The following is a 14,255-nucleotide window of genomic DNA, read 5'->3' as shown; positions in this document are numbered from 1 at the left end:
AAAAAAGGGGAAATGTTGACGATGAAATTATATGGAGTGATTGGGGATCCGATCGCACATTCTCTGTCTCCTCTAATGCATAATCAAGAATTTAAAGAATTAGGGATGGAAGCTTACTATCATCCCTTTCATATTAAAGGAACTGATCTTGAGATAGCCATTAAAGGAATGAAAGCAATAGGGGTAGAAGGCTTTAATATTACGATCCCACATAAAACAGCGATTATCCCTTTCTTAGATCGAATTGATCCATTAGCTGAAGCTATTGGAGCGATTAATACGGTGGTCAGGGAAGGGAAGCAATGGGTTGGTTTTAATACAGATGGGGAAGGGTTCATTAAGGCTTTACAAGCAGAATGGAAAGAAAGGTTAGAGAATGAACGGGTCTTAATCATAGGAGCCGGTGGGGCAGCAAAAGCAATTTTTTATACATTATTATCAAAAGGGATTGGGCATATTGATATTTGCAATCGTACGGTCGAACGTGCGCTCAATCTCATGGAAATGTGTCCTTATAAAGGTCATTCGTCTGCTTTAACTTTTGCGGAAGCGGAAGATAGACTAAATGAGTATACATTAGTGATCCAAACGACTTCTATTGGGATGTACCCAGAAATGAATCAAAGCCCTTTTTCGTTAGCTCGATTAAACCCTCAGGCTTTTGTTTCTGATATCATCTACAATCCATTTCAAACGACTTTTTTAAAACAGGCTAAGAAACAAGGGGCCCAAACACAAAATGGTATAGGGATGTTTGTCTACCAAGGTGCCTTGGCATTTGAGAAGTGGACAGGGGATATGCCTAATACACAAAGAATGACTGAAATCGTAATGAAACATTTAGGAGGAAACATATGTTAACCGGAAAACAGAAGCGCTATTTAAGATCGACAGCTCATCATCTTCAGCCGATTTTCCAAGTAGGGAAGGGCGGAGTAAATGATAATATGATTAAGCAAATCAAGGAAGCCCTTGAAGCAAGGGAGTTAATTAAAATTAGCATCCTACAAAATTGTGAGGAAGATCGGGAAACAGTGGGCACTGCTTTGTCCGCAGGGGCTAATGCTGAACTTGTGCAAATTATTGGGAATACGATCATTTTATATAAAGAATCGCAGGAAAATAAACGACTTGAATTACCATAGTATGAGGAGATTGTAACATGCAAAAACAGCGAATAGGCATTTTAGGTGGCACCTTTGATCCTCCGCATTTCGGTCATTTAGTAATCGCGAATGAAGTATTGCATACTTTGAAATTAGATCAAATTGCTTTTATGCCTAACCAAGAGCCTCCTCATAAGGAAAGGAAAAGTGGTACAACCGAGTCAGACAGGGTGCGGATGCTAGAATTAGCTATTGGGGGGAACCCTTGCTTTGTCATTGAAAAAATTGAATTGGAGCGACAAGGAAAATCCTATTCACTTGATACAATGAAAATGTTAAAAAAACGAAACCCAGAGGTGGAGTATTATTTCATTATTGGAGCAGATATGGTAGAGTATTTGCCGAAGTGGCACGGCATTGAAGAATTAGTTAATATTGTCTCCTTTATAGGGGTGAATCGTCCGAAATATGAGCTGCAAAGCCCTTATCCGGTTCAATATGTCGACATTCCCCAAGTGGATATATCTTCTACGCTCATTAGGGAAAGATGTAGGCAGTCTTTTTCTATTAGGTATCTGTTGCCTGATAATGTGATTCAGTATATTGAGGAGAAGGGTTTATATGAATCGTGATCAAGCTTTAAAAATTGTTCAGAGATCATTAGGGGCTGGACCACGGTATCAACATACCGTTAGAGTTTTGGAAACAGCAATAATATTAGCAGACAGATATGGGGAAGATGTACCCAAGGTTGAATTAGCAGCAATCTTCCATGATTATGCGAAAATGATGGCTGTGGCCGAGTTAAAAAAGTTGCTGTTGAAAGCAAATGAAGACTCACGGCTAATAGAGTATCATTCCGAGTTATGGCATGGACCAGTAGCAGCCTATTTGGCTCGCGAGGAATTTGCGATAGAAGACAATGATGTATTAAATGCGATTCGTTACCATACAACTGGTCGGGCAAATATGTCTCGTCTTGAAAAAATAATATTTTTGGCAGACTATATCGAGCCGCAAAGAGATTTTCCAGGAATAAACGAAACGAGAGAACTAGCTCGCAAAAATTTGGATGAATCGGTGCTAAAAGCATTAAGTAATACAATCGCATTTTTATTAACAAAAAAGGCCACTATTTATCCAGATACATTTGAAGCTTATAATGATTTAATTAGAAAAGCGTAAGCACCTTGCATGGGGATAATGACTGAGTTCGCGACATTCTGTCGGCAGACTTAAACTGCAACGTTCTGTTGTTTCGCCTGCTAGTACATCTTTGTACGTCGCAGTGCCTTTGCGACCTACATTCTGCAGGCCTCCGGAAAGCGTCCACCTGAACGGAAATCAACGGTGACTAGTAGACTTGCCATTTATAGATGATCTCGTTCTATTTAAAAAAAGGGAGGAATTCGTTTTTGAGTACAGAAAAGCTATTAGATACTCTTGTAAAAGCAGCTGACGATAAGAGAGCAGAAGATATTGTTGTTCTTAATATGAAAGGTTTATCCTTGATTGCGGATTATTTTATCATTTGTCATGCCAATTCTGGCAAGCAAGTGCAAGCAATTTCTCGAGAAATGAAAGATGTTTCTGAAGAAATGGAAATAGATGTTAAAAAAGTAGAGGGGTTTGATGAAGGAAAGTGGATTCTCATGGATTTTGGGGATGTGATCGCTCATATTTTCCAGCGAGATGAACGTAGCTATTACAATTTAGAAAAACTTTGGGGAGATGCACCTATGATCGATGTATTAAGCAGGGTGAATCCGTAATGTATGGTCGCTTTGCTTATGTCTATGATGAGTTAATGAGTGATGTGCCTTATCATAAATGGCTTCAATTGGTGGAACGCGAGACACAAGCCAATCAAGTAAATGGAAAACAAATCTTAGAAATTGCGTGTGGGACAGGAGAATTGTCTGTATTACTTGCACAAAGTGGTTATGAAGTGACAGGTGTGGACTTATCCTCGGATATGTTAATGGTTGCCCACGAAAAGACAGAAAGTATTCGTGAAAATATCCAATTTTATGAGCAAGATATGTCCAAGCTAGAAGATTTAGGAACATATAGTATTGTAACAATTTTTTGTGATTCTTTAAATTATCTGCAGTCATCTGACCAAGTTGTACAAACATTTCAACGGGTTTTTACCCACTTGGATCAAGATGGACTATTCCTTTTTGATATTCATTCTCCGTATAAAATAGAAAAAATCTTTATGGATCAAACTTTTTCATATGTAGATGAAGATATTTCTTATATATGGGATTGTTATCCGGGAGAGACTTCCTATACGGTAGAGCATGATCTTACTTTTTTTCTAAAAGATCATGCTACTGGTCAATATGAACGATTTGATGAATTTCATACACAAAGGACCTATTCAGTAGCTGACTTTACGAAATGGTTAAAAGAAACTGGCTTTAAAATACGTTCTATTACAGCAGATTTTACGAAAGACGCCCCACAAGAAGAGTCAGAAAGAATCTTTTTTGTCTGTCAAAAGTAAAAGCGATCTTTAAAGGGAATTTAATCCCAGTGGGGAAGGCGCACATCCCTCCCTCACTGGGATTGAATATCGAAAAAATTTAAAAAAATAGCAGGATTATCGCGAACCACGTCGAAACTATACTTAATCGATGAAATCCTTTTCTAATTCTTGCACCTCCTTTGTATATTTTTTATGTGTTGCTTGAAAGACCTTTTCAAATGTATCGCCTAGTTCATTTTCTAAGACATCAATGCCTTCCCCGGTAATTCCACCTTTCACACATACCTTTTCTTCCAGCTCAGATAATGAATAATACCCTTTTTTTAAGAGATCTCCAAAGCCAACCAACATATGTTCAAACATTATTTCAGCAGTTTTTTTATCGATTTTTGTTTCTGCGACCGCTGCTTCAATGAACCGCCTCGTTATATAACTAAAAAACGCTGGTCCACAACTTACAATATCTGAAGAAACACGTGTGATTTCTTCAGGAATAAGCTGAGGGGTAGAAATCATTGAAAAGATTTCAAGGAGGTCATCCTTCCATTTATCTGTACATTGCTCTCCAAAAGTAATTAATGTAACGCCCGTGAGCGCGCGATTAGTGATGCTTGGGATAGTACGTACACAAGAACTAGGAACCACTTTTTCTAACCAAGCTGTATGAATCGGGCTAGTAATAGAGGCAAGACATTGATCTGTTCTAAAGTATTGCTTGTTTTCCTGCAGAAAACTGTAAAAATCTTTTGGTTTCATACAAAGAAAGATAAGGTTGGAACTTTCAATTAATTCTTTGGGATTATTTGCGATGGTAATCCCTTGGTATTTATCTCTAAGCCTCTCAGCTTTTGCTGTTGTGCGGTTGATAATTATGAGGTTTGAAGGAGATATGGCCTTTCCTGTGAGAAGTGCTTCAGAAAGAATGGTACCCATATTTCCGATTCCGATAATTCCGACCTTCACGTTTCTCCCTCCTTCATCCATTACTCCTAACAAATGTATGCTGGTGCCCACAAAATATTCATAATAATATGAGGTGAATTGAATAATTGCTTATTTGGTTTGAAAAATATAAACAAATGATAGTGATTGTTATTATTGCAGTGATTATACTCCTTCTATTTGTATTTAAGTTCCAACAGAAAGAGGAGGCGTTGACTGAACCAATTTGGACGGAATCGGAGTTGGAGTCAGAGCAAGTTGAAAAGGAAATGCAGGACGTAAAATCTACGCCTGAGAATATTTTTATCGATGTAAAAGGGGCAGTTCAGAAACCCGGATTATATGAAGCGGTCGAGGGAGAGCGTGTAGATGATGTAGTGGAAAAAGCAGGTGGATTATTAAAAACAGCTGATGAAAAGCAAATAAACTTCGCAATGAAGTTATCCGATGAGATGGTGATTTATATTCCAGAAATCGGGGAAGTAGAAATGGAAATGCCTCATGTAGACACTATGAGTTCGAGTAATGATGAGAAAGTGAATATCAATCAGGCAGATGCAACCGAACTAGAAACAATATCGGGAATTGGTCCAAGTAAAGCAGCTACGATTATACAATATCGTGAAGAAAATGGTTTGTTTAAAGAGATAGAAGAACTTATGAACATATCTGGTATTGGTGAAAAGACATTCGAAAAATTAAAGGAACAAATCACAATCCAATAGCACAGAAGAAATATACTGACTCAAACGTGGTTTTTTGGTAATCTGTTATAAGGAGAAAAAAGTAGAGGGGTAAAAGGAATGCAAAGAATATCTTGGAATCAATATTTTATGGCACAAAGTCACTTACTATCATCTCGCAGCACTTGTACAAGGCTTACAGTTGGTGCCACAATTGTAAGAGATAAACGGATGATTGCAGGCGGTTATAATGGCTCGATTGCAGGTGGCACTCATTGTGCTGATGAGGGGTGTTATATTGTTGATAATCATTGTGTCAGAACCATTCATGCTGAGATGAATGCCATCCTTCAATGTGCAAAATTTGGAGTAGCGACAGAGGGAGCGGAAATTTATGTTACACATTTTCCGTGCTTGCAATGTTGTAAAGCCCTTATTCAGGCTGGTATAAAGGCTGTTTATTATGCGGAAGATTATAAAAATCATCCCTACGCCCTAGAACTCTTTGAACAAGCAAATGTGAAAACAGAGAAAGTTCCACTAGATAAGGATGTCTTTCTAGCATTTGCAGAGAGTGTCTAATAGGCTTTTTCTAAATGATTATGGTATGGAACTGTTCAAAAGAGTTGGGATCTGCGCCATGTAGTCTCGCTTGATTGAACAGCTCCTGCATGATCCAATAAAATTGAAAAAGGAGATGTTATGTTTACAGGCAGATGGATATTTTTAGCATTAGCTTCACTTTCGGGTCTCATACTCACATTTGAATTACATGTATTTTCTGTTTTATTGATACTCCTGCTCATAATTAGAGTGATTCTTGAAAAAAATATAAGGCTCTTACTCGCTTGTTGTACATGCCTTTTGATTTTTTCAAGTATTAGTTTTCTAAAAGAAAAAAACAATCTGTCTATTTATAATCAAGGAGATATGACCGTGATCATTACATTTCAACAATACCCTCTTATTGATGGAGATCGTTTACGAGCAGTCGTTGTTACCGAACATGAAAAACTTCAGTTACAGTATCGTATACAAACTGAGCAAGAAAAGGAATTCTTAAAAACGTCGATTCAAGCCGGTACTGAATGTAAAATCTCAGGTGAACTGCTTGAACCAATGAATAACACGAATGAACATGCTTTTAACTATGCTAAGTATTTAAAAAGGCATGATATCCACTGGATTTTCCAACCTTCGAATAATATGCTTCAAAATTGCGCCTCTAGTAAAAAATCCCTCTCTAGTTACTTCATCAACATCCGCGAACAGGGGATTCGACTTGTTGAAGAAAACTTTCCCGCTACTATACTCCCTTATGTGAATGCACTAGTTTTCGGAGAACGAAGCTTTTTTGATGAAGATCTATTGAACGCTTATCAGCGATTAGGGGTGATCCATTTATTGGCTATTTCTGGCCTTCATGTTGGGTTCATAATGGGTTTTCTTTATTACTTTTTTAGATGGATCGGATTAACTAAAGAAGTCACGTACTGGATTTTTGTAGCTACTCTGCCAATGTACGCCATGATCACAGGAGCAAATCCTCCGGTTGTCAGGGCGATCCTGATGATGCTACTCCTCTTGTCCTCCAAAAAATGGCGATGGCCGTTAACAACAATGGATACGATTGCCATTAGCTTTATCCTCTTTATTCTATTTAATCCTTATATCGTCTATCAAGCAGGATTCCAATTATCCTTTGTCGTATCAATGGGCTTAGTCATAATGGCGAATAGTTTACCGAAAGAAACATCTTTCCTTAAGTCTTTGTTTGAAACATCCCTTACTTCAATGCTCGTCTCTCTCCCTATTTTAATGTGGCATTTCTATGAATTCTCGCTCGTAAGTCTTGTTGCAAATATGTTTTTTGTTCCGTTTTATTCGCTGGTTGTCCTTCCTTCGTCGATTTTTGCTTGGATAGTACAATTTGCGAATGATGAGATTTTTCGGTATTTTACGGATCTTTTAGCAAAGGTCTTGATTTTTTCGGAACATCTTGTGATGTATGTAAGCTCATGGCATTTTTCTTCTGTTATTACAGGAAAGCCAAGTGGCATGGCTCTTTTCTTTATCATATTAGGAATTGGGATCTACTTTCTTTTACGGGAAAAGAAAAAGTTTCGGCTGGTCGCGGTTTTTCCACTCCTATTTATTTTCACCATCTATTTTGTGGGATTACATTATTCGCCAAAGGGAGAAGTAGTTTTTATTGATGTCGGACAAGGGGATAGTATTTTTATTCAATTGCCCTATAATCGTGGCAATTATCTAATTGATACTGGAGGGCAGATTGACTTTCCGCAGGAAGAGTGGAAAGAGCGGGCAACTCCATTTGATGTAGGAAAAAGTATTCTAATTCCATTTTTAAAAAGTAAAGGGGTGCAGAAAATAGACAAATTAATCCTAACACATGCAGATATTGATCATATGGGGGCTGGTGAGGAGCTTTTGAAACAAATAAAGGTAAAAGAAGTCCATGTTCCTCCGAACTCTTGGGAGAAACCAATGATGGAAGCTTTTCTTACAAAGGCAGAAGAAAAGGATGTGAAGATTGCGGTTACAAAAGCTGGGATAAAGTGGCAAAATAAATCAGGTTCATTTTCATTTATTTATCCTATAAAGGAAGAATATCTGGATAATGATTCTTCACTTGTCTTGCTGGCAGACTTCGGGGGAATGAAGTGGCTGTTTACGGGTGACTTGGAAAAAGAGGGAGAAAGGGAGTTATTACAGACTTATGAAAAATTATCAACGGATATTTTAAAAGTCGGACATCACGGGAGTAAGACATCCACAAGTATTGAATTGTTAGAAAGGACCAAGCCTGAATACGCAGTCATATCTGCGGGGAAAAATAATCGTTATGGACACCCGCATCCTGATGTGTTAGAAAACCTTCAAAGGTTCAAGGTGAAGATTTTTCGGATCGATGAGCATGGAGCCTTACATTATAAATTTTCTTCTGAAGGAGGAACGTTTCAAACCATATCGCAATAAGATATTGTAAAGCAAAAGAAGAAAATAATCCATAATCAGTCTTCTTATCCCTAAATAAAAAAAGTTTGCATGAAAGCAAACTTTCTTTAAATAAGTTATTTTCCTACGAGTTCAATGACCGTTCCTAATACAAAAATAGCAGCGAAGAAAACAAAAGAAACGACAAAACCAACACCTGAGTCTATCGCGTCATTTCGTTTCGATTGTACATTTTTTTCAAATTCGTTCACAACTACCCCTCCTATTTCCACTTATAGTATAGACGAAGACTTAAAAAAAATCCACTTTTTCCATTACCACTGTTGACAAGAGTTGACACCCATACTTTTTAACAATGAGGTCACAATATAGATACAAGAAGATGAGGAAGCACTTCTTATATTCTGCAGAATCACAACCAACAGTAATAAGCACAGTGCTATGTTCCGCTTCAGAAAAAGAATCCTAGGTCTTTTCTCTGTGGCGTTCATCATAGATCTGAGACAAATCAGCATGAGTTGATTTGTCTCTTTGTACTTGTCAAATGAGCTCAGCTTTCTTACGATATAATAAGAAGATGAATGAGAGAAGGGCTAATATGAAAATTTGGAATCAATTAGAAAAAAAACAATTTGCTCCCTTGTATTTATTATACGGAACGGAAAGTTATGTAATCAATGAAACAAAGCAAAAAATAGTGACAAATGTGTTAACAGATGAAGAAATGGATTTTAATTTATCTGTATACGATATGGAGGAATCTTCGATAGATCAGGCGTTAGAGGATGCAGAAACCTTTCCGTTTTTTGGAGAAAAAAAATTGGTGATCTTACATAATCCGATCTTTCTTACCTCAGAAAAGCCGAAGGAGAAAGTGGAACATAATTTGAAAAAGTTAGAGACCTATATATTGGAACCTGCGCCGTATTCGATTTTAGTATTTGCTGGTGATTATGAAAAATTAGATGAAAGAAAAAAAATAACGAAATTACTAAAGAAACACGCTGAAGTGGTGGAAGGAAAAAAACTAAATGAGAAAGAACTGGTTGTTTGGGTACAAGAGCAAGCAATAGCCCAGCAAATCAAAATGGATCAAGCTGCAATTGATTTACTAATAAATTTGGTTGGATCTGACTTAACACGACTTCATTCTGAACTCGAAAAAATATTTTTGTATGTTGGAAGCGAGGAGGAAGTTCATACAGATACCATTGAAAAATTGGCTTCTCGGTCATTAGAACAAAATATCTTTGATCTAATTGATAAAGTTGTACAACGGAAAATGGATCAAGCCTTTAGAATATATTACGATTTACAGAAGCAAAATGAGGAGCCCATTAAAATTTTGGCCTTAATCGCCGGCCAATTTCGTTTGCTTTATCAAGTAAAGGAATTGACGAAGCGTGGATATGGACAACCGCAAATTGCCAGTACATTAAAGGTTCATCCTTTTCGAGTAAAACTTGCCGCCGGACAAGCACGTTCCTTTTCAGAAGCAGAATTAGGAAAAATAATCAATCTTTTATCGCAAACAGACCTAAAGCTTAAGACAGGTGGAGCAGGGAGAGAGGTCGCTTTAGAATTGTTTTTACTACAACTAGGAAATCTAAATGAAAATTAAAAAAACGTCCCAAAACGGGGCGTTTTTTTAATTATGCCAAATTGCTAAGTTTTTTAGTTAGACGAGCTTTTTGGCGGTTAGCAGTATTTTTGTGAATTAAGCCTTTTGTTGCTGCCTTATCCAATTGTTTTACTGCAGCCTTGAATAATTCATTTGTATCTTCTTGGTTTGCTGTAGCAGCTGCTTCAAACTTTCTTACAGCAGTACGCATAGCAGATTTTGCTGCCGCATTTTGTGCGCTTTTTGCATCATTGATTTTTACACGTTTAATCGCTGATTTAATATTTGGCATTCTCTTCACCTCCTGTATAGCTCGAGATTCTATGTCACTCGACCAATACCATTATAAACAATAAGAACAAAGGATATTTTATCAAACAGATAGCAGGATTGCAATACTTCTGAATGAAATTTGCCAAGGAAGGAAATGATGTGAAAAAGAAAAGAATAGAAGAGGATGTTCAAAAAGTCCGGTAAAAATGACACTTCGAGATAAAAGATCTTCGGCTAAGTACCGACACGTCCTGTGTCGAACGTCGAAGTCACCGCCTCGAACTTCTTGGTCCATTTTATCCTCCTTTTGAACACTCATTAGAATGGAGGAGCTAGAAATGACAGAAAAAAACTTAGATTTAAATCCATATTCTGTTCGGACTGACCTTGCAACAGAAGCTTTTGAAATAGCTTTAGAACAATTAACTGGAAAGAAAAAGGATAAGGTCGAAAAAAAGGAAATTGAAGGTGTCATCATCCAGGAAAAAATGGAACAGGACATGAAGATTTCTATGGCAACGGTCACAGCTGAAGGGGAAAAGCGAATTGGGAAAAAGCAAGGTCACTATCTTACGCTTGAAGTACAAGGAATTCGCTCACAAGATAGTCAAACACAACAAGAAGTTGAAAAAATATTTGCTCGAGAGTTCCACTCTTTTTTACAAATGTTAAAAATTCCGAAAGATGCTACTTGCTTAGTTGTTGGTTTGGGAAACTGGAATGTTACTCCAGATGCTCTAGGGCCAAGTGTTTGTGAGAATTTAATCATAACTAGGCATTTATTTCAATTACAACCGGAAAATGTAGAGAAAGGCTACCGAGCTGTAAGTGCGATTGCTCCCGGTGTAATGGGACTTACCGGCATTGAAACGAGTGATATTATTTTTGGCGTTATAGAAAAGTCTAACCCGGATTTTGTTATCGCGATCGATGCACTTGCTTCCAGATCGATAGAAAGGGTCAATGCGACTATTCAGATTTCAGATACAGGCATCCATCCGGGATCTGGGGTAGGGAATAAAAGGAAAGAACTAAGTAAAGAAACACTAGGAGTTCCGGTGATTTCAATTGGAGTCCCAACTGTTGTAGATGCTGTGACGATTACAAGTGATACCATTGATTTTATTTTAAAGCATTTTGGTAAGGAATTAAGAGAGTCAGGGCAGCCCTCAAAATCTTTGGCGCCGGCAGGCATGACATTTGGAGAGAAGAAAAAATTGACTGAAGAGGATCTACCTGAGGAAAATGAAAGACAAACATTTTTAGGGATGTTAGGTATCTTGGACGAAGAGGAGAAAAGAGGTTTGATTTCCGAGGTGTTGGCACCCTTAGGACATAATTTAATGGTGACACCAAAAGAAGTAGATGTGTTTATTGAAGATATGGCAAATGTATTGTCAACTGGTTTAAACGCAGCCTTACATGCGGCAGTGGATCAAACAGATACTGGGTTTAAAACAAGATAATTTTGTTCTACTCTTTTCTCTATCCGCATACGGATTAGTAGAGGAAATGATAGAGAGGTGGAAGGAATGGGGAAGTTTGTATTCAAATCAATATTTCTGATTACCATTTTATTTGTAGGGGTTTTAATCGGTATGAACAAAGCGAATCAAGGGATGAACGAAATGAGAGGGTATACAGATTCCTCCTTCCAAACCCCCGTAAATATAGAAACAACGGATGAGGGATCTCTCAATGCTGCTGTATTAGGAAACGAAATCTCCTCCTTTAATTTAGATGAGAAAAAAGAAAAACTGGAAGAAGCAAAATCGTTTAACTTTTTTTCAGAAATCGGTAAGTTATTAGCGGATTTAATTTCTAGTATTGCCCAAGCAGTTATTAACTTCTTTGCAAGTCTTTTTTAGGGCAGCATAAGGATTTGTAGTGGACTAAACGAAATCGAACATGAGTGAAGCTTGCAAGGAAATTGCTCTTTGCCGTTCACTGATGTTCTTTTTTCATGGCTTATAAGAGAATAAGAAGCGTTTTTCCATTTCACTTTTCCCGATACTGCTGTTATAATTTAGCCTAGCAAACATGTGTCGATTAACAGGAGTGAACGGAATGAATCGTGAAGAGAAGATAAAGAGACGAGAACGGATAAGGAATTTTTCTATTATCGCTCATATTGATCATGGAAAATCAACATTGGCAGATAGAATATTGGAAAAAACAAAAGCTTTAACAGCTAGAGAGATGAAGGCGCAGCTTCTTGATTCCATGGATTTGGAAAGAGAGCGCGGCATTACGATTAAATTAAATGCGGTTCAATTAAAATATCAAGCGAAAGATGGGGAAGATTATATTTTTCATCTTATCGATACACCGGGACATGTCGATTTCACTTATGAGGTGTCACGAAGTTTGGCTGCTTGTGAGGGGGCCATATTAGTTGTGGACGCGGCCCAAGGAATCGAAGCACAAACTTTGGCGAATGTCTATTTAGCACTAGATAATGATTTGGAAATCTTGCCTGTTATTAATAAAATTGACCTTCCTGCTGCCGATCCAGAAAGAGTAAGGCAAGAGGTGGAAGATGTTATCGGGCTTGATGCAAGTGAAGCTGTACTGGCATCTGCGAAAGCGGGTATCGGAATCGAGGAGATTCTTGAGCAAGTTGTCGAAAAAGTACCAGCTCCTATTGGGGATCCTGATGCACCTTTAAAAGCATTAATTTTTGATTCGATTTATGATGCGTACCGTGGCGTTATTGCCTCTATTCGAATTGCTGAGGGGACTGTTAAACCAGGAGATAAAATTAAGATGATGGCCACAGGGAAAGAATTTGAGGTGTTAGAAGTTGGAGTTCATGCTCCAAAGCCTATGCTTGTAGAAGAGCTTACTGTTGGGGATGTTGGTTTCTTGACCGCTTCTATTAAAAATGTGGCAGATACTAGAGTAGGGGATACCATTACACAAGTGAATAATCCTGCTGATAAGCCTCTACCAGGTTATCGAAAATTAAATTCAATGGTATTTTGCGGGCTATACCCGATTGATTCAAATAAATTTAATGATCTCAGGGAAGCTTTAGAAAAATTAGAGCTAAATGATTCGGCACTTGGTTATGAGCCGGAAACTTCACAAGCACTTGGGTTCGGTTTTCGTTGTGGCTTCTTAGGTCTACTTCATATGGAAATTATTCAAGAACGAATTGAAAGAGAATTTAAAATTGACCTTATTACGACTGCACCAAGCGTTGTATACAAGGTGTATTTAACAGATGGAACGGAGTTAAAGGTAGACAATCCATCGAATATGCCTGACCCGCAAAAAATTGATCATGTGGAAGAACCTTATGTGAAAGCATCGATGATGGTGCCAAACGATTATGTCGGAGCAGTCATGGAGCTTTCTCAAGCGAAGAGAGGGAACTTCGTTGATATGCAATACTTGGATGATATTCGAGTAAATGTTATTTACGAAATTCCACTTGCAGAGATTGTATTTGACTTTTTTGATCAATTAAAATCTCAAACAAAAGGGTATGCCTCTTTTGATTATGAAATGATTGGGTATAAACCTTCGAATTTAGTAAAAATGGATATCCTATTAAATACTGAGCAGGTTGATGCATTAAGCTTTATTGTTCACCGTGATTTTGCCTATGAGCGTGGAAAATCAATTGTTGAAAAATTAAAAGATTTAATTCCTCGTCAACAATTCGAAGTACCAGTTCAAGCGGCGATTGGACAAAAAATTATTGCCCGTTCCACGATTAAGTCGATGGGAAAAAATGTATTAGCAAAATGTTATGGTGGGGATATCTCACGAAAACGTAAGTTACTTGAAAAGCAAAAAGAAGGTAAAAAACGAATGAAACAAGTAGGCTCAGTAGAAGTTCCGCAAGAAGCATTTATGGCAGTACTGAGGCGAGATGAAGACGGAAAATAGAAGCTGATAAGGGAGATAAGCCCGTAAAGGCTAACTCCTTTTTTCGTTTAGACCTTTTGCAGAAGGTGAAAAATTTTAAGCGTAAAGCTCCTAAAAGGCTTGCGCTTTTCTTAAAAGGTTAGAGTATAAATTGGCTAATACTGGATCTAGCTTTAGCGCCTAGCCCCAAAAAGCTCGTAGGATGTCGTGTCTTTAGCCGATGTTCTAACTTAATAACCCTAAAGCTATGAAGGGAAGATCGTCCTTTCAAGGTTCAGGAA

16 protein-coding genes are annotated in these 14,255 nt (G+C 37.7%); 13 read left to right on the top strand and 3 right to left on the bottom strand.

The features are described from left to right. Window positions 1-21 precede the first annotated feature (21 nt). From aroE to KI375_RS07265, 6 genes are all read left to right on the top strand, one after another. A complete protein-coding gene (gene aroE / locus KI375_RS07290) occupies window positions 22-861 on the top strand; it encodes a shikimate dehydrogenase (RefSeq protein WP_212972854.1) in 840 nt (279 codons plus the stop codon). Beyond that, complete coding sequence (gene yhbY / locus KI375_RS07285; RefSeq protein WP_212972853.1) at window positions 855-1,145, top strand: ribosome assembly RNA-binding protein YhbY; 291 nt, start codon at window positions 855-857, stop codon at window positions 1,143-1,145. The genes aroE and yhbY overlap by 7 nt, the downstream gene beginning before the upstream one ends. A gap of 17 nt (window positions 1,146-1,162) precedes the next feature. Then, window positions 1,163-1,738 carry a nicotinate-nucleotide adenylyltransferase gene (locus tag KI375_RS07280; protein WP_212972852.1) on the top strand — a complete coding sequence of 192 codons (576 nt, stop codon included), beginning with the start codon at window positions 1,163-1,165 and terminating at the stop codon, window positions 1,736-1,738. Then, the gene (gene yqeK / locus KI375_RS07275) at window positions 1,728-2,291 is read left to right on the top strand and encodes a bis(5'-nucleosyl)-tetraphosphatase (symmetrical) YqeK (RefSeq protein ID WP_212972851.1); all 564 of its coding nucleotides are present in this window, start codon (window positions 1,728-1,730) and stop codon (window positions 2,289-2,291) included. The genes KI375_RS07280 and yqeK overlap by 11 nt, the downstream gene beginning before the upstream one ends. Before the next feature lie 230 nt (window positions 2,292-2,521). Continuing rightward, window positions 2,522-2,878: a ribosome silencing factor gene (rsfS, locus tag KI375_RS07270; protein ID WP_212972850.1), complete on the top strand. Its 357-nt coding sequence runs from the start codon at window positions 2,522-2,524 to the stop codon at window positions 2,876-2,878. Continuing rightward, the gene (locus KI375_RS07265; RefSeq protein WP_212972849.1) at window positions 2,878-3,618 is read left to right on the top strand and encodes a class I SAM-dependent DNA methyltransferase; all 741 of its coding nucleotides are present in this window, start codon (window positions 2,878-2,880) and stop codon (window positions 3,616-3,618) included. The genes rsfS and KI375_RS07265 overlap by 1 nt, the downstream gene beginning before the upstream one ends. A 123-nt stretch (window positions 3,619-3,741) precedes the next feature. Here the strand turns inward: KI375_RS07265 and comER are convergent, their stop codons facing one another. Beyond that, entirely contained in the window at window positions 3,742-4,563 is an 822-nt protein-coding gene (comER, locus tag KI375_RS07260; RefSeq protein ID WP_212972848.1) for a late competence protein ComER, read from the bottom strand. Window positions 4,564-4,649: 86 nt separating this feature from the next. Here comER and KI375_RS07255 point away from each other — a divergent pair, with 86 nt between their 5' ends. From KI375_RS07255 to KI375_RS07245, 3 genes are all read left to right on the top strand, one after another. After that, on the top strand, window positions 4,650-5,267 hold the full coding sequence (locus tag KI375_RS07255; RefSeq protein WP_212972847.1) for a helix-hairpin-helix domain-containing protein: 618 nt from the start codon (window positions 4,650-4,652) through the stop codon (window positions 5,265-5,267). A gap of 78 nt (window positions 5,268-5,345) precedes the next feature. Next, window positions 5,346-5,807, top strand: a complete 462-nt coding sequence (locus KI375_RS07250) for a ComE operon protein 2 (RefSeq protein ID WP_212972846.1) — start codon at window positions 5,346-5,348, stop codon at window positions 5,805-5,807. Between the two features lie 120 nt (window positions 5,808-5,927). After that, window positions 5,928-8,225 (top strand): DNA internalization-related competence protein ComEC/Rec2, encoded by a 2,298-nt coding sequence (locus KI375_RS07245; RefSeq protein WP_244852397.1) that lies wholly within the window; start codon window positions 5,928-5,930, stop codon window positions 8,223-8,225. Between the two features lie 95 nt (window positions 8,226-8,320). Here KI375_RS07245 and KI375_RS07240 read toward each other — a convergent pair whose 3' ends face one another. Continuing rightward, window positions 8,321-8,455 carry a YqzM family protein gene (locus tag KI375_RS07240; protein WP_207451477.1) on the bottom strand — a complete coding sequence of 45 codons (135 nt, stop codon included), beginning with the start codon at window positions 8,453-8,455 and terminating at the stop codon, window positions 8,321-8,323. Window positions 8,456-8,802: 347 nt separating this feature from the next. On the opposite strand from KI375_RS07240, the gene holA reads away from it, so the two are divergent. Then, window positions 8,803-9,825 (top strand): DNA polymerase III subunit delta, encoded by a 1,023-nt coding sequence (gene holA / locus KI375_RS07235; RefSeq protein WP_212972844.1) that lies wholly within the window; start codon window positions 8,803-8,805, stop codon window positions 9,823-9,825. A gap of 31 nt (window positions 9,826-9,856) precedes the next feature. On the opposite strand, the gene rpsT is transcribed toward holA, so the two are convergent. Then, entirely contained in the window at window positions 9,857-10,117 is a 261-nt protein-coding gene (gene rpsT / locus KI375_RS07230; RefSeq protein ID WP_212972843.1) for a 30S ribosomal protein S20, read from the bottom strand. A gap of 319 nt (window positions 10,118-10,436) precedes the next feature. On the opposite strand from rpsT, the gene gpr reads away from it, so the two are divergent. The 3 genes from gpr (at window position 10,437) to lepA (ending at window position 13,995) form a co-directional block, all read left to right on the top strand. After that, a complete protein-coding gene (gene gpr / locus KI375_RS07225) occupies window positions 10,437-11,564 on the top strand; it encodes a GPR endopeptidase (RefSeq protein WP_212972842.1) in 1,128 nt (375 codons plus the stop codon). Window positions 11,565-11,630: 66 nt separating this feature from the next. Beyond that, window positions 11,631-11,966 carry a DUF3679 domain-containing protein gene (locus KI375_RS07220; protein WP_244852395.1) on the top strand — a complete coding sequence of 112 codons (336 nt, stop codon included), beginning with the start codon at window positions 11,631-11,633 and terminating at the stop codon, window positions 11,964-11,966. Between the two features lie 199 nt (window positions 11,967-12,165). Beyond that, on the top strand, window positions 12,166-13,995 hold the full coding sequence (lepA, locus tag KI375_RS07215; protein ID WP_212972840.1) for a translation elongation factor 4: 1,830 nt from the start codon (window positions 12,166-12,168) through the stop codon (window positions 13,993-13,995). Window positions 13,996-14,255: the final 260 nt, after the last annotated feature.

The sequence above is a fragment of the Bacillus sp. J14TS2 genome, assembly GCF_018333015.1.
Taxonomy (GTDB): Bacteria; Bacillota; Bacilli; order Bacillales; family Bacillaceae_C; genus Lederbergia.
The sequence above is the reverse complement of the archived record's forward strand: the minus strand, read 5'-3'. Positions and strand labels throughout refer to the sequence as shown.

Coding starts and splice junctions, on each gene's coding strand:
- yqeK (WP_212972851.1), top strand. CDS start 1,728: ATGAATCGTGATCAAGCTTTAAAAATTGTTCAGAGATCATTAGGGGCT.
- KI375_RS07245 (WP_244852397.1), top strand. CDS start 5,928: ATGTTTACAGGCAGATGGATATTTTTAGCATTAGCTTCACTTTCGGGT.
- KI375_RS07250 (WP_212972846.1), top strand. CDS start 5,346: ATGCAAAGAATATCTTGGAATCAATATTTTATGGCACAAAGTCACTTA.
- yhbY (WP_212972853.1), top strand. CDS start 855: ATGTTAACCGGAAAACAGAAGCGCTATTTAAGATCGACAGCTCATCAT.
- holA (WP_212972844.1), top strand. CDS start 8,803: ATGAAAATTTGGAATCAATTAGAAAAAAAACAATTTGCTCCCTTGTAT.
- lepA (WP_212972840.1), top strand. CDS start 12,166: ATGAATCGTGAAGAGAAGATAAAGAGACGAGAACGGATAAGGAATTTT.
- KI375_RS07220 (WP_244852395.1), top strand. CDS start 11,631: ATGGGGAAGTTTGTATTCAAATCAATATTTCTGATTACCATTTTATTT.
- rpsT (WP_212972843.1), bottom strand. CDS start 10,117: ATGCCAAATATTAAATCAGCGATTAAACGTGTAAAAATCAATGATGCA.
- KI375_RS07280 (WP_212972852.1), top strand. CDS start 1,163: ATGCAAAAACAGCGAATAGGCATTTTAGGTGGCACCTTTGATCCTCCG.
- aroE (WP_212972854.1), top strand. CDS start 22: ATGAAATTATATGGAGTGATTGGGGATCCGATCGCACATTCTCTGTCT.
- gpr (WP_212972842.1), top strand. CDS start 10,437: ATGACAGAAAAAAACTTAGATTTAAATCCATATTCTGTTCGGACTGAC.
- KI375_RS07265 (WP_212972849.1), top strand. CDS start 2,878: ATGTATGGTCGCTTTGCTTATGTCTATGATGAGTTAATGAGTGATGTG.